The sequence below is a fragment of the uncultured Ramlibacter sp. genome (assembly GCF_936925435.1).
Lineage (GTDB): Bacteria > Pseudomonadota > Gammaproteobacteria > Burkholderiales > Burkholderiaceae_C > Ramlibacter.
In genome coordinates this window covers 1-25,430 of record NZ_CAKZHQ010000031.1, presented here as the reverse complement: position 1 = coordinate 25,430, position 25,430 = coordinate 1, and the positions used below count along the sequence as shown (strand labels likewise).

23 protein-coding genes are annotated in these 25,430 nt (G+C 67.9%); 17 read left to right on the top strand and 6 right to left on the bottom strand.

The annotated features are described in order from the left end of the window. Positions 1-168: 168 nt before the first annotated feature. From Q0632_RS14610 to Q0632_RS14600, 3 genes are read left to right on the top strand one after another with little or no spacing between them, the layout of a single operon-like run. On the top strand, positions 169-678 hold the full coding sequence (locus tag Q0632_RS14610) for a hypothetical protein (protein WP_298931416.1): 510 nt from the start codon (positions 169-171) through the stop codon (positions 676-678). Continuing rightward, the gene (locus Q0632_RS14605) at positions 675-1,412 is read left to right on the top strand and encodes an SDR family oxidoreductase (RefSeq protein WP_298931413.1); all 738 of its coding nucleotides are present in this window, start codon (positions 675-677) and stop codon (positions 1,410-1,412) included. The genes Q0632_RS14610 and Q0632_RS14605 overlap by 4 nt, the downstream gene beginning before the upstream one ends. After that, complete coding sequence (locus Q0632_RS14600) at positions 1,409-3,250, top strand: hypothetical protein (RefSeq protein WP_298931409.1); 1,842 nt, start codon at positions 1,409-1,411, stop codon at positions 3,248-3,250. The genes Q0632_RS14605 and Q0632_RS14600 overlap by 4 nt, the downstream gene beginning before the upstream one ends. On the opposite strand, the gene crcB is transcribed toward Q0632_RS14600, so the two are convergent. Continuing rightward, positions 3,247-3,624, bottom strand: coding sequence for a fluoride efflux transporter CrcB (gene crcB / locus Q0632_RS14595; RefSeq protein WP_298931406.1), 378 nt, complete (start codon positions 3,622-3,624; stop codon positions 3,247-3,249). The genes Q0632_RS14600 and crcB overlap by 4 nt on opposite strands. Positions 3,625-3,761: 137 nt before the next feature. Between crcB and Q0632_RS14590 the strand changes: the two genes are divergently transcribed. Beyond that, positions 3,762-3,944: a DUF3606 domain-containing protein gene (locus Q0632_RS14590; protein ID WP_298931403.1), complete on the top strand. Its 183-nt coding sequence runs from the start codon at positions 3,762-3,764 to the stop codon at positions 3,942-3,944. Here Q0632_RS14590 and murB read toward each other — a convergent pair. Further along, positions 3,941-4,981, bottom strand: a complete 1,041-nt coding sequence (murB, locus tag Q0632_RS14585) for a UDP-N-acetylmuramate dehydrogenase (protein WP_298931400.1) — start codon at positions 4,979-4,981, stop codon at positions 3,941-3,943. The genes Q0632_RS14590 and murB overlap by 4 nt on opposite strands. 43 nt (positions 4,982-5,024) lie before the next feature. Between murB and Q0632_RS14580 the strand changes: the two genes are divergently transcribed. The 3 genes from Q0632_RS14580 (at position 5,025) to Q0632_RS14570 (ending at position 7,896) form a co-directional block, all read left to right on the top strand. Then, positions 5,025-5,510 (top strand): YajQ family cyclic di-GMP-binding protein, encoded by a 486-nt coding sequence (locus Q0632_RS14580; protein WP_298931397.1) that lies wholly within the window; start codon positions 5,025-5,027, stop codon positions 5,508-5,510. A gap of 88 nt (positions 5,511-5,598) precedes the next feature. After that, on the top strand, positions 5,599-6,234 hold the full coding sequence (locus tag Q0632_RS14575; protein ID WP_298931394.1) for a TIGR02281 family clan AA aspartic protease: 636 nt from the start codon (positions 5,599-5,601) through the stop codon (positions 6,232-6,234). Between the two features lie 66 nt (positions 6,235-6,300). After that, on the top strand, positions 6,301-7,896 hold the full coding sequence (locus Q0632_RS14570; protein WP_298931391.1) for an MFS transporter: 1,596 nt from the start codon (positions 6,301-6,303) through the stop codon (positions 7,894-7,896). A 28-nt stretch (positions 7,897-7,924) separates the two neighbouring features. Here the strand turns inward: Q0632_RS14570 and plsY are convergent, their stop codons facing one another. The 4 genes from plsY to Q0632_RS14550 are packed head-to-tail and all read right to left on the bottom strand — an operon-like array spanning position 7,925 to position 11,895. After that, positions 7,925-8,554: a glycerol-3-phosphate 1-O-acyltransferase PlsY gene (plsY, locus tag Q0632_RS14565; protein WP_298931388.1), complete on the bottom strand. Its 630-nt coding sequence runs from the start codon at positions 8,552-8,554 to the stop codon at positions 7,925-7,927. Between the two features lie 22 nt (positions 8,555-8,576). Next, positions 8,577-9,068, bottom strand: coding sequence for an aminoacyl-tRNA deacylase (locus Q0632_RS14560; RefSeq protein ID WP_298931384.1), 492 nt, complete (start codon positions 9,066-9,068; stop codon positions 8,577-8,579). Positions 9,069-9,077: 9 nt separating this feature from the next. Then, entirely contained in the window at positions 9,078-10,139 is a 1,062-nt protein-coding gene (locus Q0632_RS14555; protein ID WP_298931381.1) for an aldo/keto reductase, read from the bottom strand. A 16-nt stretch (positions 10,140-10,155) separates the two neighbouring features. After that, the gene (locus Q0632_RS14550) at positions 10,156-11,895 is read right to left on the bottom strand and encodes an acyl-CoA synthetase (protein WP_298931378.1); all 1,740 of its coding nucleotides are present in this window, start codon (positions 11,893-11,895) and stop codon (positions 10,156-10,158) included. Positions 11,896-11,922: 27 nt separating this feature from the next. On the opposite strand from Q0632_RS14550, the gene Q0632_RS14545 reads away from it, so the two are divergent. From Q0632_RS14545 to Q0632_RS14500, 10 genes are all read left to right on the top strand, one after another. Then, entirely contained in the window at positions 11,923-12,843 is a 921-nt protein-coding gene (locus Q0632_RS14545; protein WP_298931375.1) for an alpha/beta hydrolase, read from the top strand. A gap of 68 nt (positions 12,844-12,911) precedes the next feature. Continuing rightward, positions 12,912-13,832, top strand: a complete 921-nt coding sequence (locus Q0632_RS14540) for a hypothetical protein (RefSeq protein ID WP_298931372.1) — start codon at positions 12,912-12,914, stop codon at positions 13,830-13,832. 94 nt (positions 13,833-13,926) lie between these two features. Continuing rightward, positions 13,927-17,379 carry a response regulator gene (locus Q0632_RS14535; RefSeq protein WP_298931370.1) on the top strand — a complete coding sequence of 1,151 codons (3,453 nt, stop codon included), beginning with the start codon at positions 13,927-13,929 and terminating at the stop codon, positions 17,377-17,379. Between the two features lie 5 nt (positions 17,380-17,384). Further along, complete coding sequence (locus tag Q0632_RS14530; RefSeq protein WP_298931422.1) at positions 17,385-18,206, top strand: protein-glutamate O-methyltransferase CheR; 822 nt, start codon at positions 17,385-17,387, stop codon at positions 18,204-18,206. After that, positions 18,203-18,823 (top strand): chemotaxis protein CheB, encoded by a 621-nt coding sequence (locus tag Q0632_RS14525; protein ID WP_298931367.1) that lies wholly within the window; start codon positions 18,203-18,205, stop codon positions 18,821-18,823. The genes Q0632_RS14530 and Q0632_RS14525 overlap by 4 nt, the downstream gene beginning before the upstream one ends. Positions 18,824-18,905: 82 nt before the next feature. Further along, the gene (locus Q0632_RS14520; protein ID WP_298931364.1) at positions 18,906-20,033 is read left to right on the top strand and encodes a hybrid sensor histidine kinase/response regulator; all 1,128 of its coding nucleotides are present in this window, start codon (positions 18,906-18,908) and stop codon (positions 20,031-20,033) included. 30 nt (positions 20,034-20,063) lie between these two features. Then, a protein-coding gene (gene prfB, locus Q0632_RS14515; protein ID WP_298931361.1) for a peptide chain release factor 2 occupies positions 20,064-21,168 on the top strand; the annotation gives its coding sequence in 2 pieces (ribosomal slippage) (positions 20,064-20,144 and positions 20,146-21,168; 1,104 coding nt in all). A gap of 8 nt (positions 21,169-21,176) precedes the next feature. After that, a complete protein-coding gene (locus Q0632_RS14510; RefSeq protein WP_298931419.1) occupies positions 21,177-21,923 on the top strand; it encodes an HAD family phosphatase in 747 nt (248 codons plus the stop codon). After that, complete coding sequence (gene pepN, locus Q0632_RS14505) at positions 21,913-24,564, top strand: aminopeptidase N (protein ID WP_298931358.1); 2,652 nt, start codon at positions 21,913-21,915, stop codon at positions 24,562-24,564. Before Q0632_RS14510 ends, pepN begins: the two co-directional genes overlap by 11 nt. An 11-nt stretch (positions 24,565-24,575) precedes the next feature. Beyond that, positions 24,576-25,430, top strand: an 855-nt coding sequence (locus tag Q0632_RS14500) for a class 1 fructose-bisphosphatase (protein WP_298931355.1), incomplete at its 3' end; no start/stop codon positions are given.

Genomic DNA, 25,430 nt, shown 5'->3' with positions numbered 1-25,430 from the left:
CCCCCCCCCCCCCCCCCCCCCCCCCCCCCCCCCCCCCCCCCCCCCCTTTTTTTTTCTCCCCTCCCCCCCCCCCCCCCCCCTACCCCCCCCCCCCCCCCCCCGCCGCGCGGGGGCGCGGGGGGGGGGCCGCCCCCCCCCCCCCCCCCCACGGCCCGCGCATTCAATACCGTGCAGTACGGGCACGCGCGCCAGGGCCGCAGCACCCGGTGCGTGTCCCTGCAGTCCTTCTTCTATCCGCTCGATGCCCTGGACCAGTGGAACCGGCTCTACGGCGCCGGCGGCTTCGTCCAATACCAGTGCGTGGTGCCGCAAGCCGCCGGGCGCGAGGCGCTGCGCGACATCCTGGAGCGCATCGGGCAGTCCGGCCAGGGCTGCTTCCTGGCTGTGCTCAAGAAGTTCGGCCCCGCCAACGGCAACCACCTGTCCTTTCCGGTCCTGGGCTACACCCTGGCGCTGGACTTCCGGGCCGAACCCGCCGTCTTCGCGCTGCTGGACCAGCTGGACGCCATCGTGCTGCACCATGGAGGCAGGCTGTACCTGGCCAAGGATGCCCGCATGAGCGCTGCCAGCTTCCGCCAGGGCTATCCGCGCTGGCAGGAATTCGAGTCCGTGCGCGCGCGCTGGCACGCCCATGGCCGCTTCGCTTCGGCGCAATCGCGCCGCCTGGGACTGTTGTGAAAAGAATCCTCCTCATCGGCGCCACCTCCGCCATCGCCGAAGCCACCGCCAGACTGTGGGCCGGGCGCGGCGACTCCATCTACCTCCTCGGGCGCGACGCACTGCGGCTGGCGCAGATCGCGGCGGACCTGCGGGTGCGCGGCGCCGGCGCCGTGCAACACGCCGTGCTGGACGTGCGCGACCACGCCCGGCACGCGGCAACGCTGGACGCAGCCCTGGCGCAGTGGGACGGCCTGGACGTGGTGCTGGTCGCGCACGGCAGCCTGCCGGACCAGGCCGCATGCGAGCGAGATTCCGCGGCGGCGCTGGAGGCGCTGGAGATCAATGCCCTCAGCGTGGTGTCGCTGCTCACCCATCTGGCCAACCGGCTTGCGGTCCAGGGCAGCGGCACCATCGCCGTGATCGGCTCCGTGGCCGGCGACCGGGGCCGGCAATCGAACTACGTCTATGGCACGGCCAAGGCTGCGGTGGCCGTATTCCTACAAGGCCTGCGCAACCGCCTCCATGCCTCGGGCGTGCGGGTGCTCACGATCAAGCCGGGCTTCGTTGACACGCCGATGACCGCAGCATTTGCCAAGGGCCTGCTGTGGGCCTCGCCGCAGGACGTGGCCAGAGGCATCGTCGGCGCCGTCGACCGCGGCCGTGATGTGGCCTACCTGCCGGGCTTCTGGCGCTGGATCATGCTGGCAGTGCGCTCGATCCCCGAAAACGTCTTCAAGAGGATGCGTCTGTGACGCGGGCGCACCTCTCCCCCGCGCTGCGCACAGCGGCGCTGGCTCTGGCCGCCGGGCTGCTCTTTTGCGCCATCCTGTATGCGCGCTACGCCGGCATGAACCCGGACTTCTACCAGTACCGCGACGACGGCATCATCACGCTCAGCCACGCCCGCAACTGGGTGGACTTCGGCTTCATCGGCGTCAACCCGTCGGGTGAACGCCTGGAGGCCTCCTCGGCCCCGCTGCAGTTGCTGCTGTACGCCGCCGCCTATGGGCTCAGCGGCATCGGCTACCAGGGCTTCATGGACCTGCAGACGCTGGCCTGCAGCTTCGCGCTGGGCGCGCTGTTCGCGCAGCTGTTCGCCGCGCGCCCCTGGTTCGCCCTGGCCGCGACCTGTGCGGCCGCCCTGCTGCTGACCGAACTGCCGGCCTTCATGGTCTGGCACGGCTCGGGCATGGAGAACGCCCTGGGCCATGTGTTCCTGCTGTGGACGGTGGTGTTGCTGCACCGTTTTGCGGCCGACGCAAGGACAGACCTGCGCTGGGTGGTGGTGCCGTTCCTGGCCAGCATCTGCCGGGTCGAGGCGATTTTTCACGTGGCGCCACTGCTGCTGCTGTTCTGCATGGACTGGCACTCGCGGCATGGCGGGCGGCAGGCACGCAACTTCACGGCCTGGTTTGCCGGCCTCTGGCTGCTGTTCAACCTGTGCCGCTATGCCTATTTCGGCTCCCTGCTGCCCAACACGGCCGTGGCCCAGGGCATCTCCATCGGCGAACGCCTGGTCGAACTGGTGACCCTCAGCCCCATCTACCTGGACCAGTCCTTCGGCCTGGCGCGCGCCAACTTCTCGCGCCTGGGCGGCTACTTCCTGCTGCTCGCAGCGCCCTTCGTGGTGTTTCGCCGTCCTGCAGGCACCACTTCCTTGCTGATGCTGATGGCAGCGTGCCTGATTTTCACGGCCTTGCTCGCGCCTTTCGTGTTCGGCCCGGCGCGGCTGGACACCGCCAGGACGACCACCCAGCTGGCGCTGTTCGTACCGGTGGCCGTGGCTGCGGCCATCCACGGCTGGAAGCCGGCCAGGTCCGACGCCTACGTTTTGCCGGTGGTGGCCCTGCTGACCTTCATGCTCCACGAATACAACCGCTACCAGCCCGCCAATGCCTGCTGCAGCAGCGTCGGGTTCGAACAGGTGCGCAAGGAGTTTGCACGGATCGCCCTGGCCCACGGCCTGGCCCGGCCGACCGTCGCCAACCCGGACCTGGGGGCGGTGAGCTGGCACAAGCAGTTCAACATCGTCGACCTGGGCCTGCTCGGCTCCTCCCTGGTTCCGCGCCTGTCCGAGGCGCAACTCAACGAATACCTGCTGGAATACGCCGCACCCGACATCGTCTTCACCCACACCTGGTGGACCTGCCGTTACGCCGGATGGCTGACTGACCCGCGCTTTGCCCAACGCTATGAGGCCGTGCCGCAAGCCGGCCCGACTTCGCTGCCTTGCAAGGGCCTCGCCGTGCCTAGCGGGTACTGGGTCCGCAAGGACGTCATGGCGGGCTCGGGCAGCGCCGAGCGGGCCCTTGTGGATGCTCTGATGCGCGAGCCCTCGGCCGCGAAGGTCACGCAGGCGTTGCACGCGTGCCGGCAGATCAACCGGGAACCGGCGGCTTGCGCCTTCGTGGCGCGGGCAGCCTACAGGGTGTTGCCGGAATTGCGCGCCCAAGGCACTGCGGCCCAGCTGGAGCCGGTGTTCGGCGCCGGCCCGGGGGCGGATGCCGATCTTTTCCTGCTGTCCGGCGCGCACGATCCGCGCGCCTGGCGCAAGGCGCTGGACTTCTTCCAGCGACCGAATCCGCGCTAGCTGCCCAGCAGCCAGGCGCCGCAGCGCAGGCCCACGGCCGTCAGCAGCAGCGAACCGGCCAGGTGCAGCGTGGCGGTGGCCAGCGCCAGGCCCAGGCGCTGGTCCTGCAGCATCAGCACCACTTCCGCGGAAAAGCTCGAGAAGGTGGTCAGCGCGCCCAGAAAGCCGGTGACCACCGCCAGCCGCCAGGCCGGGTCCAGTTGCGGCATGGCCTGGAAGACGGCGATGGCCACGCCGATCAACCAGCCACCGGCCAGGTTGGCCGCCACCGTGCCCCATGGCAGCACACCCAGGCCATTGAGCCACAGGGCCAGGCCCCAGCGGGAGAGCGCGCCCAGGCAGGCGCCCAGGCAGATGGCGATGACGGACAACATGGGCCCATCATAAGCAGCCCATCCGCCGCTTTCCTACAGGGCGCGCCTGCGGGCTCCCACAACAGCCTCTGCCGTTCTCCGGCAACCGCGTCCCGGACTGCCACCTAGATTGCATCCAGGCATCCAAGGAGAGCAGCATGCTTGAAGACACCGCAACGTCCGCCACCATCGCGCCGCCGCAGATCGAACTGACCTACGACTGGGAGCGCCGCAACTGGAGCCGCTGGCTCCATTGCAGCGAACGCGAACTGCTGTGGGCGGTGGAATCGGTCGGTTCCGACCCCGACAACGTGCGCCGTTTCCTGCGCCTGTCGCGCTAGACCACCACCGGCTCGGGCTCGAGCCGGATGCCGAAGCGCTCGTAGACGCTGGTCTGGATGGCCCGTGCCAGGGTGACCACCTCGCCGCCGGTGGCGCCGCCGCGGTTGACCAGCACCAGGGCCTGCTTCTCGTAGACGCCGGCGTTGCCCACCGACTTGCCCTTCCAGCCGCAAGCGTCGATCAGCCAGCCGGCCGCCAGCTTGACCGAGCCGTCGGCCATGCGGTAGTGCACTATGCCCGGCTCGCGGGCGATGATGTCGCTGCACTGTTCGAGCGTCACCGTGGGGTTCTTGAAGAAGCTGCCGGCATTGCCGATCACGCGCGGGTCGGGCAACTTGGCGCTGCGGATGGCGCAGACCCAGTCGAAGATCTGCTGGGCCGAGGGCGTGCGGATGCCCGTCTCCGCCATCTTGCGCTCCAGGTCCAGGTAGCCCAGCACCGGCTTCCAGGGCTTGGGCAGGCGAAAGCGCACGCGCAGGATCAGCGCCCGGCCCGACAGGCCGAAATCCCCCTCTTGCACAGCTTCATGCTTGAACACCGAGTCGCGGTAGCCGAAGGCGCATTGCGCCGCATCCAGCGTGAACACGCGGCCGCTGGCCAGGTCGATGGCGTCGAGCGACTCGAAGCGGTCCTGCAGTTCGACCCCATAGGCGCCGACGTTCTGCACCGGGGATGCGCCCACGGTGCCGGGGATCAGGGCCAGGTTTTCCAGGCCGCCAAAGCCCTGGGCCAGGGTCCAGGCCACCGTCTCATGCCAGTTCTCGCCGGCCCCCGCTTCCACGATGGTGGCGCGCGGGCCGTCCTCGAGCACGCGCCGGCCCAGGGTCTCGACCTTGAGCACCAGCGGCCGCACATCGCCGGTCAGCACGATGTTGCTGCCGCCGCCCAGCACGAACTTGGGTTTGGCCGCCAACTGGGCATCGGCCAGCAGGGCCAGCACGTCGTCCTCGCTGCGCACCCGCACCAGTTCGCGCGCCTTGGCCACGATGCCAAAGCTGTTGTGTGCCTGCAGGGGTACGTTTTGCTCCACGATCATGGGAGAATTGTCGCATCAGCCTAATGTTTTCCGGGGGAGTTTCATGCCGTCTTTTGACACCGTCTGCGAGCCGAATCTGGTCGAAGTGAAAAATGCCGTGGACAACACGGCCAAGGAGATCGGCACGCGGTTCGACTTCAAGGGAACCTCGGCGGCCATCGAGTTCAAGGACAAGGAAATCACCCTGATCGGCGACGCCGACTTCCAGCTGGTGCAGGTGGAGGACATCCTCACCTCCAAGCTGACCAAGCGCAACGTGGACGTGCGCTTCCTGGACAAGGGCGACGTGCAAAAGGCCGGTGGCGACAAGGTCAAGCAGGTGATCAAGGTGCGCAACGGCATCGAGACCGAACAGGCCAAGAAGATCACCCGCATCGTCAAGGACAGCAAGCTCAAGGTGCAGGCCGCCATCCAGGGCGACGCGGTGCGCATCACCGGCACCAAGCGCGACGACCTGCAGGCGGCAATGGCCCTGATCCGCAAGGACATCCCGGACATGCCGCTGTCGTTCAACAACTTCCGGGATTGATGGCCCACCCCCGAAGCGCCTGCGGCGCCTCCGCCTCAAGGGGGCGCAGCCAGCGGACCGGCGAAGCCGGATCCGCGACTGCCCTGGCATGAAGTCCATTGTCTTTCTGGTTGCGTTGTGGGCCGGAGGCGCCTTCGCGCAGACGGTGAGCCTGCAAGGCATGCTGGGCAGCCGGGCGCTGCTCATCGTCGACGGCAGTGCGCCACGCGGCGTGGCGGCGGGCGAGACGCACAAGGGGGTCAAGGTGATCTCCACCTCCGGCGACAACGCGGTGGTGGAGGTCAACGGCCAGCGCCACAGCCTGCGGGTGGGCGACGCGCCGGCCAGCGTGGACGGCGGCGCCGGCGCGCCGCGCGGCAACAAGATCGTGCTGACAGCGGGCAGCAACGGCCACTTCCTGGCCCAGGGCACGATCAATGGCCGGGCCGTCCAGTTCATGGTCGACACCGGCGCCTCGGTCATCGGCCTGGGCGCCAGCGAGGCCGAGCGCCTGGGCATCAACTACAAGGCCGGCCAGCCGGTGCGCATGAGCACCGCCAACGGCATCGCCCAGGGCTGGCGTGTCAAACTCAACTCGGTGCGCATCGGCGACGTCGAGGTTTTCGAGGTGGATGCGGTGGTCGGCCAGGCGTCCATGGGCTATGTGCTGCTGGGCAACAGCTTCCTGACCCGCTTCCAGATGAAGCGCGACAACGACCAGATGGTCCTGGAACGTCGGTATTGAGAGTCGAACAAGCCTCCACCTCCCGCCAGATGGACCTGGCGCGCTACTGAATCCGTAGCATCCCACATGCCAGAACACGTCCCGCCAGCCGCCTCCAGCGGTCCCGAATCGAGCTTCGGCCCCCTGCAGCACCCGGTGTTTCGCATGCTGTGGCTGACCTGGCTGGCGGCCAACACCACGATGTGGATGAACGACGTGGCGGCCGCCTGGCTGATGACCTCGCTGTCGCCCTCGCCGCTGTGGGTGGCCCTGGTGCAGTCGGCCTCGACCCTGCCGGTGTTCCTGCTGGGCCTGCCCAGCGGCGCCCTGGCCGACATCCTGGACCGGCGGCGCTACTTCATGCTGACCCAGTTCTGGGTTGCCGGCATCGCCACCCTCACCTGCGCCGCCGTGCTGATGGACTGGATGAGCGCCCCCCTGCTGCTGGCCCTGACCTTTGCCAACGGCGTGGGCCTGGCCATGCGCTGGCCGGTCTTTGCCGCCATCATCCCCGAGGTCGTGCCGCGCCAGCAACTGCCGCAGGCCCTGGCCCTCAATGGCGTGGCCATGAACGGCTCGCGCATCATCGGCCCGCTGCTGGCCGGCGCCATCATCGCCGGCGCCAGCAGCGCCTGGGTTTTCGTTCTCAACGCCGTGCTGTCGGTGGCGGCCGGCTTTGTCATCATGCGCTGGCGGCGCGAGCACAAGGAAAGCCCGCTGGGCCGCGAGCGCCTGGCCAGCGCCATGCGGGTGGGCGTGCAGTTCGTCTGGCAGTCGCAGCCCATGCGCGGCATCCTGCTGCGCATCTCGCTGTTCTTCCTGCATTCGACGGCGCAGCTGGCCCTGCTGCCACTGGTGGCGCGCGCCCTGCCCGGCGGCGCCGCCGGCACCTTCACCCTGCTGCTGGCCTCCATGGGCGCAGGCGCCATCCTGGCCGCGCTGTCGATGCCGCGCATCCGCAACTGGCTGTCCCCGCAGCAGCGCCTGTTCACCGGCACGGTGCTGCAGGCCCTCGGCGCCGTGGTGGTGGCTTTCGCGCCCACCATTTACATCGCTGTGCCCGCCATGTTCGTCTCGGGCATGGCCTGGATCACGGTGGCCAACTCGCTGACCGTGTCGGCCCAGATGGTGCTGCCCGACTGGGTGCGTGCGCGCGGCATGTCGATCTACCAGATGGCCTTGATGGGGTCCACCGCGATCGGCGCGGCCCTGTGGGGCCAGGTGGCCAGCTGGACCAGCATCCACGAGAGCCTGGCGATCGCCGCCATCAGCAGCGTGCTGCTGATGGCGCTGGCGCAAAAGCTGATGGCCGACCGCGGCATCGAGGAGGACCTGACGCCCTCCAATGCCTTCAAGGCGCCGCAGGCCCAGGCGCCGGGCACCGGCCGCGTGCAGGTCAACATCGAGTACCTGATTGACCCGGCCCGCGCCGACGAATTCGTGGCCTTGATGCAGGACAGCCGGCGCAGCCGCATGCGCCAGGGCGCGCTGGACTGGCAGTTGCTGCACGACCTGTACGAACCGGGCCGCTACATCGAGCAGATCACCGACGAGTCATGGACCGAGCACCTGCGCCGCTTCGACCGGGTCACCGGCGCCGATGTGACGCTGCGCGACCGCAAGCTGGCGTTCCATCTGGGCAGCGAGCCGCCCAAGGTGACGCGGCTGCTGATCGAGAGATAGCGCTCTCGCGCAGACCGGGGCAGGCGGCTCAGGCCTTCTTTTGCCCCAGCCTGGATTCCTTGCCTTCGAGCAGCCGGCTGATGTTCTCCCGGTGCCGCCATGCCAGCAGCAATGCCATCGCGCACAAGGCCATCAGGATGGGTTTTTCCGCGTACCACTGGATGCGGTCGCCCAGCAGGTAGAACACCGGCGCGAAGGCCGCCGCGATCAGCGAGGCCAGCGAGGAGTAGCGGAAGAAGAAAGCGATGACCAGCCAGGTCACAGCAGTGGCCAGGCCCAGCAGCGGGTGGATGCCAAAGACCACGCCGATGAAGGTGGCCACGCCCTTGCCACCCTGGAAGCGGAAGAACACCGGCCACAGGTGGCCCAGAAAGGCCGCCAGGCCGACGGCGGCAATGCTGCCGTCCTCCAGGCCGAAGTCCTTGCCGTACAGCCGCACCAGCAGCACCGGCACAAAGCCCTTGAGCGCGTCCAGCAGCAGGGTGACGATGGCGGCAGCCTTGCTGCCCGAGCGCAGCACGTTGGTGGCGCCGGGGTTCTTGCTGCCGAAGGTGCGCGGGTCCTTCAGGCCCATCAGACGGCTGACCATGACGGCGAACGACAGCGAGCCGATCAGGTAGGCCGCCACGGTGGCGAGCACGGGATAAATCGATTGCAAGACGGGTCTCCTCCGGGAGCCGCTATTCTGCCAGCGCGCAGTGGACCGCCTTCGCGCCCAGCAAGTCCACGCAGACCTGGGGCGCAATGCCCACCAGGTAGCCACGCCGGCCGCCGTTGATGGCGATCTTCGGCAGCGCCAGGATGGATTCCTCGATGAACACCGGCATGGCCTTGCGCGTGCCAAAGGGCGAGGTGCCGCCCACCAGGTAGCCGCTGTGGCGGTTGGCCACCTCGGGCTTGCAGGGCGCGACCGACTTGGCGCCGATCTGGCGCGCCAGATTCTTGGTCGACACGGTGCGGTTGCCGTGCATCAGCACCAGCAGCGGCTTGCCGTCCTGGTCCTCCATCACCAGGGTCTTGACCACGGTGAAGGGATCGAAGCCCAGAACGGCGGCGCTGTGCTGGGCGCCGCCGTGTTCCAGGTACTCGTAAGGGTGCTCGGTGAAGGCCACCTTGTGCGCCTTGAGCAGCGCGGTGGCCGGGGTCTCGCTGACGTGGTCTTTCTTGGCCATCGCCTCAGGTCAGAGCGCCGGATCCCGGATGTCCCAGCGCACCTTGTCGATGGCCTTGAGCAGTTCGGGCGACAGCTGCGTGCCCCAGGCATCCAGGTCTTCTTCCAGCTGGGCAACCGAGGTCACGCCGATGATGGTGCTGGCAACCTGCCACTTGGTATAGCAAAAGGCCAGTGCCATCTGCGTGGGCGTCAGGCCGTTGTCGCGCGCCAGCTGGTTGTAGCGGCGCGCCGCGGCCAGCCCCTCGGGCCGGCCCCAGCGCTGCTTGCGCACGGATTCGAACTTGGCGATGCGCGCCTCCTTGGGCGCGTCCGGGCCATCGGTGCCCGACTGGTCGTACTTGCCGGTCAGCAGGCCGAAGGCCAGCGGCGAGTAGGCCAGCAGCGAGACGCCCAGGCGGTGCATGGACTCGTCCAGGCCGTTTTCCAGCGCGCGGCTGACCAGGCAGTAGACGTTCTGCACGGTGGCGATGCGCGGCAGATTGTGCTGCTCGGCCAGGCGCACGAACTCGTGCACGCCGTACGGTGTTTCATTGGACAGGCCGATGTAGCGCACCTTGCCCTGCTTGACCAGGCTGCCCAGGGCCTCCAGCTGCTCGTGGATCGAGGTCTGGGTGCGCTCCTGCGAGGGGTCGTAATAGAGCTGGCCGAACATCGGCACGTTGCGCTCGGGCCAGTGGATCTGGTAGAGGTCGATGACGTCGGTCTGCAGGCGCTTGAGCGAGGCATCGCAGGAGGCCTGGATGTCGGCCGCCGTCATGCCTGCGCCCTCGCGCACCCAGGGCATGCCGCGCGAGGGGCCGGCGACCTTGGTGGCCAGCACCAGCTTGTCGCGCGCGCCAGGGTTCTTGGCAAACCAGTTGCCGATGATGGTCTCGGTGGCGCCGAAGGTCTCCTTGCGGGCCGGCACCGCGTACATCTCGGCGGTGTCGATGAAGTTGACGCCGCGTGCCAGCGAGCGGTCGAGGATGGCGTGGGCCGTGGCCTCGGCAACCTGCTCGCCGAAGGTCATGGTGCCCAGGCAGATGGGGGTGACGCGCAGATCGCTCTGGCCGAGTTGGACTTGTTGCATGGAAGGAATGTGCGTTTCAGGAGGGAGCCGCGAGTTTACGTGCGCGCTCCTCTTCTTGCAGGCGCAGCACGCGGCGCTGCACCTTGCCGGTGGTGGTCATGGGCAGGGCGGCGATGAATTCGATCTCCTTGGGGTACTCGTAAGGCGCCAGCTTGCCCTTGACGTGGTTTTGCAGCTGGGCCACCAGGCGGGCATCAAATTCGGCCACGCCCCCCGCCGATTGGGCGCGGGACGCTACAAAATCGGGAGCAAGCACGACAAAGGCCTTGACCACGGCGCCGCGTTCCGGATCGGGCTTGGGCACGACCGCGGCATTGGCCACAGCCGGGTGCTTGACCAGGCAGTTCTCGATCTCGCCGGGGCCGATGCGGTAGCCGGCGGCCTTGAAGACATCGTCGGCCCGGCCCTGGTACCAGAGGTAGCCATCGGCATCGCGCGTGGCCAGGTCGCCGGTGCGGCACCAGTGGCCCGTGTATTTGCGCTGCGTCGCGCCCTCGTTGTTCCAGTAGCCCAGGAAGAAGATCGGGTCGGGCGCGCCGTGCACGTCGTAGCGGTTGACCGCCACATCACCGGCCACGCCCACCGGGCACTCCTGGCCCTCGTCGTCGATCACCGCCACCCGGTGGCCCGGGTAGGGTCGGCCCATGCTGCCCGCGCGGGCCGGCCACTGCACCGAGCAATTGCCCACCACGTAGTTGATCTCGGTCTGGCCGAACATCTCGTTGACGGTGACGCCCAGCTGCTCCTGGCAGTAGGCAAAGACGGCATCGCCCACTGCCTCACCGGCGCTCATCAGGCCCTGCAGCTTCAGCCGGAACTGGCGGCCCGGCGCGGGATAGGCCTTCATCATGGCCTTGAGCGCCGTGGGGAACAGGAAGCTGTGGGTCACACCTTCGTCCTGCATCAGCGTGAAGGCCAGTTCCGGGCTGAAGCGGCCGTTGAAAGCCACGATGGGGCGGCCGAAGTACAGCGTGGGCAGCAAGGCATCCATCAAACCGCCAGTCCAGGCCCAGTCTGCCGGAGACCAGAACACGGCCTCGCTCTCACGGTTGGCCTTGCCGTCGAAGCCAAACCAGTTCTGGCTGCAGACAAAGCCCGGCAGGTTGCCTATCAGGGCCTGGTGCGGGATCAGCGCGCCCTTGGGCGGGCCGGTGGTGCCGCTGGTGTAGATCAGCACCGCGCCTTCGTCGGCCTTGGTGGCCACCGCCTCGAAATCGGCGTCCTCGCGCGCCAGCGCCGCTTCCCAGGCGCCGTCCGCCTGCGCGGCCGCCGCGCCCACACCGAGCACCGTGCGCAGTTGCGGACACTGGGCGCGCACCTGCGCCAGGTTGGCGATCGAGCTGTCGTCGCAGATGGCGAGCACCGCGCCGCTGTCCTGCAGGCGGTACTCCAGCGCCTCCGGGCCGAACAGCATGGACAGCGGCATGGCCACAGCCCCCAGCTGGAACACCGCCATGTAGGCGATGGCGGTCTCGAAGCGCTGCGGCATGACGATGGCCACCCGGTCGCCGCGCCGCACGCCCAGGCGGCGCAACGCGTGGCTGGCCCGGCTGGCGGCCTCCTGCAGTTGCGCATAGGAGAGGAATCGGCCCGCAGCCCCCGTCCCGTGGGCGCGGATTGCTATTCTTTTGGAAGCATCAGGCTGCTGCGCCCAGCGCGTGCAGCAGACCTGTGCGATGTTGAACTGCGCCGGCACGTCCCAGGCGAAGCCCGCGTGCAGTTGCCCGTGCTTGTCCCTGCCTTGACTGACGGCCATGCCCTGTCTCCTTATGATCGAAGGGCAATGTACCAAGTCAACCGCGCCTCCCGCTCCGAGTTTGTCCCGATCCGCAATCTGCGCTACCACGTGCGCCTCTGGGGCGAACCCGCGCCGGACAAGGTGCCCCTGGTCATGGTCCACGGCTGGATGGACGTGGCGGCTTCCTGGCAGTTCGTGGTCGATGCCCTCGGCCAGGACCACTATGTCATCGCGCCCGACTGGCGCGGCTACGGCCTGACCGAGTCGCCCGCGGCCGACAACTACTGGTTCCCCGACTACCTGGCCGACCTGGACTTCCTGCTGGACCACTACGCCGGCGATGCGCCGGTGCACCTGGTGGGCCACAGCATGGGCGGCAATGTGGCCATGCTGTACGCGGGCAGCCGGCCGCAGCGCGTGCGCCGCCTGGTCAACCTCGAGGGCTTTGGCATGCCGGCCAGCCGTCCCGAACAGGCGCCCAAGCGCTACGCGCACTGGATGGACGAACTCAAGAGCCTGCACCGCGGCGAGATGGCCTTGAAGAGTTACGACTCGGCCGCCGGCGTGGCCCAGCGCCTGATGAAAACCAACAAGCGTTTGCAACAGGACAAGGCTGAGTGGCTTGCAAACCACTGGGCCCGGCAGGACGCCGACGGCCGCTGGCAGATCCTGGGCGACGCCGCCCACAAGATCACCAACGCCAGCCTCTACCGTGTCGACGAGGTTTTGCAGCTCTACGGCGCGATCACCGCCCCCACCCTGTGTGTGGAGGCCAGCGACAACAGCCTGGACGGCTGGTGGCAGGGCAAGTTCACCCTGGCCGAATACCACGAACGTTTGCGCTCGGTGCGCCAGCTGCAGATGGGCCAGGTGAGCGACGCCGGCCACATGCTGCACCATGACCAGCCGGCCCAGGTGGCCGAACTCATCGAAAAATTCCTCATCTCGGGCCCAATCGCGCTGTAGGAAAGTAACAGCACTTGCCGTAGGAGGCCTCCTACTTTTAGACTGTCACCAATTGTTTGAGGTGACTCATGCGTAGGAAGTCTTGGGCTCTGTGCCTGGCGGCACTGATCACTCCCTGTCTGGCTCTGGCCAACGAGATGGAGCAGGGCATCGCGACCCTGTGGGAAGTGCTGTGGCACCAGAGCGGCACGCCCACCCGCGTCGTGCGCTGGGAGAGCGACATCCGCGTGCGCTTCAGCGGGGCCGATCTGGCCAAGCACCGCGACCACACGTTCAAGGCCTTGCAGACCGTCACCGCAGAAGCCGGCGTGCGCCTGATCGACGTCACCGAGCAGCCCGACGCGAAAAAGCTCGCCAACCTCAACGTCGAGATCGTCTCCGACTATTCGCTGGAAGACAACCAGCCCTGCGCCACCTTCCTGGATTTCCGCACCGAGACGCGCATCGACTCGGCCACCATCCAGATGCGCTCGCGCGATGCCTGGCGCTGCGCCTACCACGAGGCCATGCACGTGATGGGCGTGCGCGGCCACCCGGCCGGCAAGACCGTGCTGAGCTATTTCCCCTGGAAGGTCGACGGCCTGCTGCCGCTGGACCAGGTCATGCTGCGGGCCTGGTACTCGCCGCGCATGAAGGCCGGCATGACGCCTTTCGAATCCCTGCCGGTGCTGGCCGACGAACTGGTGGCCACCATGCCAGACCGCGTTGCCGCGGCCCAGGTGCGCGACCGCTTCTTCAGCGAAACCATCGAACAGATGCACGCCTATGCCGACGGCAAGGGCGACGTTCCGGTGGTGGTCAAGCGCTCGGGCAAGGCCACCGAAGACGGCGTGCGCTTTGGCCGCAGCGAGATGAGCTTCTTCCTGGGCGTGGCCTACCAGGAGGGCGCCACCGTGGCGCCGGACCCGACCCAGGCCATGCGCTGGTTCGAGCGCGCCGCCAACGCCGGCAACCGCCGCGCACAAGCCCGGCTCGGCGCGTTCCGCTGACGCGCGAGAGGGCGGGAGGGGCCGGCAGACGGCCCAAAAAAGTTGGCAGATGGGGCACACTGCGCGATTGCCTGCTGGACAGTGACCCACCTTCATGCGCAACGCCCCAACCACCGACACCCAGAACTTCAGCCGCATCCTGACCCGCAACGTGGCCCTGCCATTGGGCCTGGGCATGCTCAGCGCGGCCCTGTTCATCGCCCTGATCCTGTACCTACTGGGCGCGATGCGCTGGGTCGAACACACAGACCGCGTGCTGGCCAAGGCCTACGCCACGCAGAACCTGGACCTGAACCTGGAAAGCGGGGCGCGCGGTTTCCTGCTGGGTGGCGATGAACGCTACCTGGAGGACCACGAGGCGCTCAAGACCTCGCTCAACGCCGAGATCGAGCAGCTCAAGACGATGGTTGGCGACAACCCGTCCCAGGTCGACCGGCTGGGCGTGATCCAGAAGCTGCAAGCCGAGTGGAACGCTGCGGCACAGGCCGCCATCGAGCGCAGGCGCGCCGATCCCGCCTACCAGGCGCCCAGCGTGGGGCGCGGCAGGCAGATCAAGAACGCCGTGCGCGAGCAATACGAGCAATTCATCGGCATGGAGCAGCGCCTGCGGCAGGAACGCAACGACCAGGTCAACCGCAACGCGCTGTACACCGTCACCGGCTTCGTGGCCTTCATGCTGGCCATCGGCGCCCTGCTGGCCTGGCGCGGCAAGCGTGACCTGACCGGCCTGTCGGCCACCTTCACCGCGGCCATCACGCAGCAACGCGAGCAGGCCCAGGACCTGCTGGCCCAGGCCTGGCTGCGCGACGGCCAGCGCCAGCTGGTGGAAAGCCTGGCAGGCAAGCAGCAACTGGGCGTGCTGGGCCACAACGCGCTGGAATTCCTGGCGCGCTACACCGGCAGCGTGGTCGGTGCCGTCTATGTGGGCGACCGGGACCGGCTGCAGCGCGTGGCATCCTGGGGTTTCGATGGCGGCGGCAGCGCGCAAGGCCAGACCTTCGCCGGCAGCGACAGCGTGGTGGCGGAAGCCGCCGCCAACCGCCGCCAGATCCGGCTGGACACGCTGCCGCCCGGCTACATCCGCGTGACCTCCGGTCTGGGTCACGGCGAGCCGCAGAGCGTGCTGGTCTCACCCATCACCAACGACGGCGAGGTCAACGGCGTCATCGAACTGGCCTTCCTGCGGCCACTGGAGCAGCGCGATGCGCAACTGCTGGCGCTGGCCCAGGACAGCCTGGGCGCGGCCCTGGAAGCCGCGCGCTACCGCCATCGCCTGCAGGACGCGCTGGAAGAGTCGCAGCAGCTCAATGAGGAACTGCAAGTCCAGCAGGAGGAGCTGCGCACCGCCAACGAGGAGCTGGAGGAGCAGTCGCGCGCCTTGAAGGAGTCGCAGGCCCACCTGGAAACCCAGCAGGCCGAACTGGAGCAGACCAACGCCCAGCTGTCCGAGCAGCGCGACGCGCTGGACGAGCGCAATGACGCGCTCAAGACCATCCAGGGCGAGCTCGAGCAGCGCGCCGCCGAACTGCAGCGCGCCAGCCGCTACAAGTCGGAGTTCCTGGCCAACATGTCGCACGAGCTGCGCACGCCGCTCAACAGCTCACTGATTCTGGCCAGGCTGCTGGCCGACAACCCGCAAGGCAACCTGTCGGCCGAACAGGTGAAGTTCTCCGAGTCGATCTATTCGGCCGGCAACGACCTGCTCAACCTGATCAACGACATCCTGGACATCGCCAAGGTGGAGGCCGGCAAGCTGGAGATCCGGCCCGAGACGATGAGCGTGGCGTCGCTGGCGGACACGCTGCAGCGCACCTTCGAGCCGCTGGCCGCCGGCAAGAGCCTGAAGTTCGAGCTGCTGCTGGCGCCCGACCTGCCGGCCACCCTGCTCACCGACAGGCAGCGCGCTGAACAGGTGCTCAAGAACCTGCTGTCCAACGCGCTGAAGTTCACCGACCGGGGCGGCGTGTCCGTGGCGGTCACGCGGCGCGGCGACGCCGCCATCGCCTTCGAGGTCAGGGACTCGGGCATCGGCATCGCGCCGGACCAGCAGGGCCTCATCTTCGAAGCCTTCCGCCAGGCCGACGGCACGGCCAGCCGGCGCCACGGCGGCACCGGCCTGGGCCTGTCGATCTCGCGCGACCTGGCCGGCCTGCTGGGCGGCAGCATCGAGGTGGCCAGCACGCCCGGCCAGGGCAGCAGCTTCACCCTGGTGCTGCCGCTGCAGTACCAGGCAACGCTGGCCACGGCGCCATCGAGCATGGCGCCGCCGGTGGCCGCGCCAACACCCGTGCCGGCCGCGCCCGTCAAACGCCCGCGCTCCACGGCATTCGACGACGACCGGGGCGCGCAACTGGCGCCCAGGCAGCGCCGCGTGCTGGTGGTGGAAGACGAGCCCGAGTTCGCTCGCATCCTGTTCGACCTGGCCCATGAGCTCGGTTATGCCTGCCTGGTGACTGACCATGCCGACGAGGCCATCAGCATGGCCGAGAGCATGGCGCCCGACGCCATCTTGCTGGACATGCGCCTGCCCGATGAGTCCGGCCTGGCCCTGCTGCAGCTGCTCAAGGAACAGCCCGCCACGCGCCATATCCCGGTCCATGTGATTTCGGCGGAAGACCTGTCGGAGCCGGCCATGCAGATGGGTGCGGTCGGCTACGCCATCAAGCCGACCACCCGCGAGCAACTGCACCAAGTATTCCAGCGGCTGGAAGGCAAGCTGTCGCAGAAGGTCAAGCGCGTGCTGGTGGTCGAGGACGACGCGCGCCAGCGCGAGAGCATCGCCGCACTGATCGGCGACGACGACATCGAGATCATCGCGGTGGAAACCGGCAAGGAAGCGCTGGACCTGCTGCACGGCGCGGTCTTCGACTGCATGGTCATCGACCTGAAGCTGCCCGACATGACAGGCAACGAGCTGCTGCGGCGCATGTCGGCCGAGGACATCCGCTCGTTCCCGCCTGTGGTGGTCTACACCGGCCGCGACCTCAGCCGCGCCGAGGAGACCGAACTGCAAAGGTACTCGCGCTCCATCATCATCAAGGGCGCTCGCTCGCCCGAGCGCCTGCTCGACGAGGTGACGCTGTTCCTGCACAAGGTGGAGAGCGGCCTGTCGCTGGAGCGCCAGCGCATGCTCAAGGTGGCGCGGCACCGCGACAAGGTGTTCGAGGGCCGCACGATCTTGCTGGTGGACGACGACGTGCGCAACATCTTCGCGCTGACGGCGGCACTGGAACAAAAAGGCGCGGTGGTGGAGATCGCCCGCAACGGCATCGAGGCGCTGGAGCGCCTGCGCGAGACGCAAGGCGTCGACCTGGTGCTGATGGACATGATGATGCCGGAGATGGACGGCTACAGCGCCACCCGCGAGATCCGCAGAAACCCGGCCTGGGCCAGGCTGCCGGTCATCGCCGTGACGGCGCAGGCCATGAAGGACGACCAGGAGCGCTGCCTGCAGGCCGGCTGCAACGACTACCTGGCCAAGCCGATCGAGCTGGAGCGCCTGTTCTCGCTGATCCGCGTGTGGATGCCCAAACTCAAGAACGGGTGAGCACCATGCCGCACGGCAACGCGACCGAGATCGAGCTGCGGCTGCTGGTCGAGGCGATCTACCTGCGCTACAGCCAGGACTTTCGCAACTACTCGCCGGCCTCGCTCAAGCGCCGGGTGCTGCACGCCCAGCAGCAGCTGGACTACCCGACCATCTCGGCCATGCAGGAGCGCATCCTGCGCGACCCGCTGGCCTTCGCCCGGCTGATGCAGTTCCTCACCGTGCCGGTGAGCGACATGTTCCGCGACCCGGCCTACTTCCTGGCGCTGCGCCACCACGTGGTGCCGGTGCTGCGCACGTATCCGAGCTTCAAGGTCTGGATCGCCGGTTGCAGCACGGGCGAGGAGGTCTACTCGCTGGCCATCCTGCTGCGCGAGGAAGGCCTGCTGGCGCGCTCGCTGATCTACGCCACCGACATCAACCCGGCCTCGCTGGACAAGGCCCGCCAGGGCATCTTCGCACTGGATCGCATGCAGGCCTACACGGCCAACTACCACAAGGCCGGCGGCCAGGCCAGTTTCTCGGACTACTACACCGCGGCCTACGACGGCGCCCTGTTCGACCGCTCGCTGGCAGCCAACGTGACCTTCGCCGACCACAGCCTGTCGACCGACAGCGTGTTCTCCGAGACCCAGCTGATCTCCTGCCGCAACGTGATGATCTATTTCAACAAGACGCTGCAGGACCGCGCGCTCGGACTGTTCCATGAATCGCTCAGCCACCGCGGCTTCCTGGGCCTGGGCGCCAAGGAAAGCCTGGATTTCTCGGCCTGGGCCCACCGCTTCGAGCCTGTGTCCAGGCCCGACCGGATCTTCCGCAAGCTATGAAGCAGGCCGCAGCCCAACACACGCTCCCCGCGGGCTTTCGCCGCGACGCAGCGGCCGTGGCCATCGGCGCCTCGGCCGGCGGGGTCGAGGCCCTGCTGGCGCTGTTGCCCGGCCTGCCGCAAGACTACCCGCTGCCGGTGGTGGTGGTGCTGCACCAGGCGCAGGACCGCGACAGCGTGCTGGCCGAGGTCTTCGCCAGCCGCATGCGGCTGGCAGTGCGCCAGGCCGCCGACAAGGAGTCCCTGGCGCCCGGCACTGTCTACTTCGCGCCACCGGGCTACCACCTGCTGCTGGAAAAGGACCGCAGCTTCGCGCTCAGCTGCGATGCCCCCGTGCACTTCAGCCGCCCTTCCATCGACGTGCTGTTCGATTCGGCTGCCGACGCCCTGGGCCCGGGCCTGGTGGCCGTGCTGCTGACCGGCGCCAACCAGGACGGCGCTGCCGGCCTGGCCCACGCCGGCAGCAGCGGCGGCCTGACCGTGGTGCAGGACCCGCTGCAAGCCTCCAGCCCCGACATGCCGCTGGCCGCCATCGCCGCGCGCACGCCCGACTTCGTGCTGCCGCTGCAGGCCATCCGCGAGCTGTTGTCCAGCCTTGTTCCGCTACAACTTCAATAGCAAGACATGTCCATTTTTCGGGGGTTAGAACCCTATTCAATGATCCAAACGGCGCCAGGCGCCTGAACGATAATCCGCACCCATGCCCACCCCTGCCAACATCCTGATCGTCGACGACCTGCGCGAAAACCTGCTCGCCCTGGAAGCGCTGATCCGCAAGGACGACCGCGTCATCTACCAGGCCTGCTCCGGCGAGGAGGCCCTGACGCTGATGCTGGAACAGGAGTTCGCCCTGGCCATCCTGGACGTGCAGATGCCGGGCATGAGCGGGCTGGAGCTGGCCGAGCTGATGCGCGGCACCGACAAGACCCGCGGCATCCCCATCGTCTTCGTCAGCGCCGCCGCCAAGGAGCTGAACTACGCCTTCGCCGGCTACGAGAGCGGCGCGGTCGACTTCCTCTACAAACCGCTGGACGCGCACGCGGTGCGCAGCAAGGTCAGCGCCTTCGTCCAGATGTACCGCCAGCGCCAACTGCTGCAGCAGGCCGAGCAGGAACTCAAGCGCGCGGTCCAGATGCGCGATGAATTCATGTCCATGGTGTCGCACGAACTGCGCACGCCCCTGAACACCCTGTACCTGCAGGCCCAGCTGCGCCGCCGCATCGCCGCCGGCGCCCCCCTGAGCCCCGAGAAAATGCAGGCCATGGTGGAGCGCGACGAACAGCAGATCCGCAACATCCTGCGCCTGATCGACGACATGCTGGACGTCTCGCGCCTGCGCCAGGGCACGCTGGCCATCACCCCGGAGCCGGCCGACCTGGCCGTGCTGGTGCGCCGCGTGGTGGACAGCCATGCGGGCCAGGCCGCGGCGGCCGGCAGCCCGGTCACGCTGGACAGCCCGGCCTCGCTGCCCGGCGTGTGGGACGAGTTCCGCATCGAGCAGGTGGTGGCCAACCTGCTGACCAACGCCGTGCGCTACGGCGGCGGCAAGCCGGTGCAGGTGCAGGTGCAGGCCCTGCCGGGCCAGGCCCTGGTGACGGTGCGCGACCAGGGCATCGGCATAGCGCGCGAGGACCAGGACCGCATCTTCGGCCAGTTCGAGCGCGCCGTGGACAAGCAGTCCGCGCCCGGCCTGGGCCTGGGCCTGTACATCACGCGCCAGATCGTCCAGGCCCACGGCGGCACGATCGGAGTCAGCAGCGTACCGGGCCAGGGCTCGGCCTTCAGCGTCCATCTGCCCCTGGACGCCAGGCCCGCGGCGCGGGCATGAGAAAATCCCGGGTTAACTCGGGAGCACACCATGGAAGCAGAACGCATCAACCTCATCGGCACGCAACTGACGGACCTGTCCCTGCGGACCCAAGAGCTCCGGGGGTATCTTTGACTTCGATGCCAAATCCGAGCGCCTGAGGACGGTCAACGCCTCGCTGGAGGACCCCCAGGTCTGGAACGACCCCAAGCGGGCCCAGGAGCTGGGCAAGGAAAAAAAGCAGCTGGACGGCGTCGTCGAGACCCTGCTCAAGCTCACCCGCGAGCTGTCGGACAACATCGAGCTCTATGAGATGAGCAAGGAAGAAGGCGACGAGGCGGGCCTGCAGACCATCGAGGCCGAAGTCGCCAAGCTGCAGCCCGATGTGGAGCAGCTGGAGTTCCGCCGCATGTTCAACAACCCGGCCGACCCGCTCAACGCCTTCCTGGACATCCAGGCCGGCGCCGGCGGCACCGAGGCCTGCGACTGGGCCAGCATGCTGCTGCGCCAGTACCTGAAGTACGCCGAACGCAAGGGCTTCAGCACCCAGGTCGAGGACGAGTCGCCAGGCGACACGGCCGGCATCAAGAGCGCCACCATCAAGATCGAAGGCGAATACGCCTTCGGCCTGCTGCGCACTGAAACAGGTGTGCACCGGCTGGTGCGCAAGTCGCCGTTCGACTCCTCGGGCGGGCGCCACACCAGCTTTGCCAGCGTCTTCGTCTACCCGGAGATCGACGACTCGATCGAGATCAACATCAATCCGGCCGACGTGCGCGTGGACACCTACCGCGCCTCGGGCGCTGGTGGCCAGCACATCAACAAGACCGATTCGGCCGTGCGCCTGACCCACCTGCCGACCAACATCGTCGTGCAGTGCCAGGATGGCCGCAGCCAGCACAGCAACCGTGACGTCGCCTGGAAGCGCCTGCGCTCGCGCCTGTACGACCATGAGATGCGCAAGCGCCAGGAAGAACAGCAAAAGCTCGAGGACACCAAGACCGACGTGGGCTGGGGCCACCAGATCCGCAGCTACGTGCTGGACAACAGCCGCATCAAGGACCTGCGCACCGGCGTGGAAATCTCCGCCACCCAGAAGGTGCTGGACGGCGACCTCGACGCCTTCATCGAAGCCAGCCTGAAGCAGGGCGTCTGAAGAAGATGATGAGAATCGACGGGCCGCCCCTAGATTCGAAGGCCCCCTCGGGGGGCAGCGAGGTACACGCAGTGCCGAGCGTGGGGGCTCCAGTTCGGGCGTTGATCTTCGACATGGACGGCACCATGATCGACTCCATGCCCTGGCACGCCAGGAGCTGGATGGAGTTCAGCCGCCGCCATGGCATAGCGATCGACGTGGCCGATCTTCTGCGGCGCACCACCGGCCGCACCGGCACCGAGTGCATGCGCGAGCTGTTCCAGCGCGAGCTGGACGAGGCCGAGAGCCTGCGCCTGGTGGGCGAAAAGGAAGCCATCTACCGCGAGCTGTTCACCCCGGTGTTCGCCGAGGTCGGTGGCTTCAAAGCCTTTGCCGGCCGCGCCCTGCAGCGCGGCCTCAAGCTGGGCGTGGGCACGGCCGGCGACCGCCACAACATCGCCTTTGCCTTTTCGCACTTGCAGATGGCGCCGCAGCCGCAGGCCGTGGTCGGCGGCGACGAGGGCCTGCCCGGCAAGCCCGAGCCGGCGATCTTCCTGGAGGCCGCCCGGCGCCTGGGCGCCCAGGCAGGGCAATGCATCGTCTTCGAGGACGCGCCGCTGGGCATCGAGGCGGCGCGGCGCGCCGGCATGCGAGCCGTCGCCGTCTGCACCAGCCACAGCGCCGCCGAACTGGCCGGCCCCCATGTGGTGGCGCAGGTGCGCGACTACCATGAACTCATGAACACCCCTTTCCTGGAGAGCCTGCATGTTGCGTGAAGGACAGACCACCGTGATCCACCGCGCCGACTACACGGCGCCGGCCTACTGGATCGACACCGTCGAACTCGTCTTCGACCTGGATCCGGCCAAGACGCGGGTTCTCAACCGCATGAAGTTGCGCCGCAACCCGGACGTGCCGGCCCAGGCGCTCAAGCTCGATGGCGAGGAACTGAACCTGGCGCGGGTGATGGTCAACGGCCAGGGCACCTCGTTCAAGATGGAAGACAGCCAACTGGTGCTGGAGAACCTGCCCGAGGGCACCGAGCCTTTCGAGCTGGAGATCTTCACCACCTGCGCGCCGGCCAAGAACAGCAAGCTCATGGGCCTGTACGTGAGCAACGACTCGTTCTTCACCCAGTGCGAGGCCGAGGGCTTCCGCCGCATCACCTACTTCCTGGACCGGCCGGACGTGATGGCCAGCTACACCGTGACGCTGCGTGCCGACAAGGCCAGGTACCCGGTGCTGCTGTCCAACGGCAACCTGGTGGAGCATGGCGATCTGGAGGATGGCCGCCATTTCGCCCGCTGGGTCGACCCGCACCGCAAGCCCAGCTACCTGTTCGCCCTGGTGGCGGGCTCTCTGGTGGCGCGCGAGCAGCGCATCACCTCGCGCGCTGGCAACGAGCACCTGCTGCAGGTCTATGTGCGCCCGGGCGACCTGGACAAGACCGAGCACGCCATGAACTCGCTGATGGCCTCGGTGGCCTGGGACGAGGCGCGCTTTGGCCTGACCCTGGACCTGGAGCGCTTCATGATCGTCGCCACCAGCGACTTCAACATGGGCGCGATGGAGAACAAGGGCCTGAACATCTTCAACACCAAGTACGTGCTGGCCAGCCAGGCGACGGCCACCGACACCGACTTCTCCAACATCGAGAGCGTGGTCGGCCACGAGTACTTCCACAACTGGACCGGCAACCGCGTCACCTGCCGCGACTGGTTCCAGCTCTCGCTCAAGGAAGGCCTGACGGTGTTCCGCGACCAGGAGTTCAGCCAGGACCTGGCGGGCGAAGCCTCGGCCAGAGCCGTCAAGCGCATCGAGGACGTGCGCGTGCTGCGCACCGCCCAGTTCCCGGAAGATGCCGGCCCGATGGCGCACCCGGTGCGGCCCGACCAGTACCTGGAGATCAACAACTTCTACACCGTCACGGTCTACGAAAAGGGCGCCGAGGTGGTGCGCATGATGCAGACCCTGGTGGGCAGGGAAGGCTTCGCCAAGGGCATGAAGCTGTACTTCGAACGCCACGACGGCCACGCCGTCACCTGCGACGACTTCGCCCAGGCGATTGCCGATGCCAACCCGGATTCGCGGCTGGCCCCGCTGCTGGACCAGTTCAGGCGCTGGTACAGCCAGGCCGGCACGCCGCGTGTCAAGGCCAGCTCGCGCTGGGATGCAGACGCAGGCACCTACGAGCTGACCCTGTCGCAAAGCTGTGCGCCCACGCCCGGCCAGGCGGCCAAGCTGCCCTTCGTCATCCCGGTCGGCCTGGGCCTGCTGGCAGCCGATGGGCGACCGCTGAGCGATGAGTTGCATGTGCTGACCGAGTCCAGCCAGACCCTGGTCTTCCGCGGTCTGGCAGCCCAACCCGTGCCCTCCATCCTGCGCGGCTTCAGCGCACCGGTCATCCTGGACTGCGACTACAGCGACGCCCAGCTGCTGACCCTGCTGGCCCATGACAGCGATCCTTTCAACCGCTGGGAAGCCGGCCAGCGCCTGGCGATGAACCGCGCACTGGGCTTCATCGCACAGGACAGCGCCGCCGCCATCACGCTGGACGAGCCCTACGTGGAGGCGATGCGCGCCATCCTGCGCAGCCCCGAGCTGGACGCGGCTTTCAAGGAACTGGTGCTGACGCTGCCGGCCGAGACCTACATCGGCGAGCAGTTGGCCACGGTGGACCCGCAGCGCATCCACGCGGTGCGCGAAGCCATGCGCGAGCAGCTGGCCCAGCGCCTGTTTGCAGACTGGGAATGGGCTTACGAGAACCACCGCGACAGCGGCGCCTACAGCCCCGACGCCCTGTCGTCGGGCCGGCGCGCGCTGGCTGGCCAGGCGCTGACCCACCTGTGCCTGGCGGCCCGCCACAGTGGCGACACGCTCTGGCCCGGCAAGGCCTACCAGCGCTTCAAGGACGCGTCCAACATGACCGACCGCTTCAATGCGCTGGCAGCCCTGGTCAGCAGCGGCCACGCACTGGCCGCCCAGGCCCTGCAGCGCTTCCACGCGCTGTTCAAGGACGAGCCTCTGGTGCTGGACAAGTGGTTCGCCCTGCAGGCCGGCGCGACCGACCGCGGCGGCAACGTGCTGCCCGCCGTCAAGCAGTTGCTGCAGCACGCTGACTTCAACATCCGCAACCCCAACCGCGCCCGCAGCGTGATCTTCAGCTACTGCAGCGCCAACCCCGGGGCCTTCCACCGTCCCGACGCCGCTGGCTACGTCTTCTGGAGCGAGCGCGTCATCGAGCTGGACGCCATCAACCCGCAGGTCGCCGCCCGCCTGGCACGTGCCCTGGACCGCTGGAGCAAGCTGGTCGAGCCCTGCCGCACGGCGGCGCGCGAAGCCATCACCCGGGTCGCGGCGCGGCCCGACCTGAGCAACGACGTGCGCGAGGTGGTCTCCCGCGCGCTGGCCGATTGAGAAAGAACCCCATGTCCTCCAAAATTTCCCTCACCCGTTACCTCGTCGAGCAACAACGCGTCGACGGCCATATCCCGGCCCAGCTGCGCCTGCTGATCGAGGTGGTGGCGCGCGCCTGCAAGAGCGTCAGCCAGGCCGTCAACAAGGGCGCGCTGGGCGGCGTGCTGGGCTCGGCCGAAAGCGAGAACGTCCAGGGCGAGATGCAAAAGAAGCTGGACATCATCGCCAACGAGGTGCTGATCGAAGCCAACGAATGGGGCGGCCACCTGGCGGCCATGGCCAGCGAGGAGATGGAAGGCATCTACGTGGTGCCCAACCGCTATCCCCAGGGCGAGTACCTGCTGCTGTTCGATCCGCTGGACGGCTCCTCCAACATCGACGTCAACGTCAGCATCGGCACCATCTTCAGCGTGCTGAAAAAACCCGCCGGCGACGCCGGCGTGGAAGAAAAGGACTTCCTGCAGCCTGGCCACTGCCAGGTGGCCGCCGGCTATTGCGTCTACGGCCCGCAGACCACCCTGGTGCTGACTGTGGGCGACGGCGTGGCCATGTTCACGCTGGACCGCGAGCAGGGCTCGTTCATCCTGACGCAGGAGAACGTGCAGATCCCGCCGGACACCAAGGAATTCGCCATCAACATGAGCAATATGCGCCACTGGGACGAACCGGTGCGCCGCTACATCGACGAATGCCTGGCCGGCAAGGAAGGCCCACGCGGCAAGGACTTCAACATGCGCTGGATCGCCTCCATGGTGGCCGACGTGCACCGCATCCTGACCCGCGGCGGCGTCTTCATGTACCCCTGGGACAAACGCGAGCCGGACAAGCCCGGCAAGCTGCGCCTGATGTACGAGGCCAACCCCATG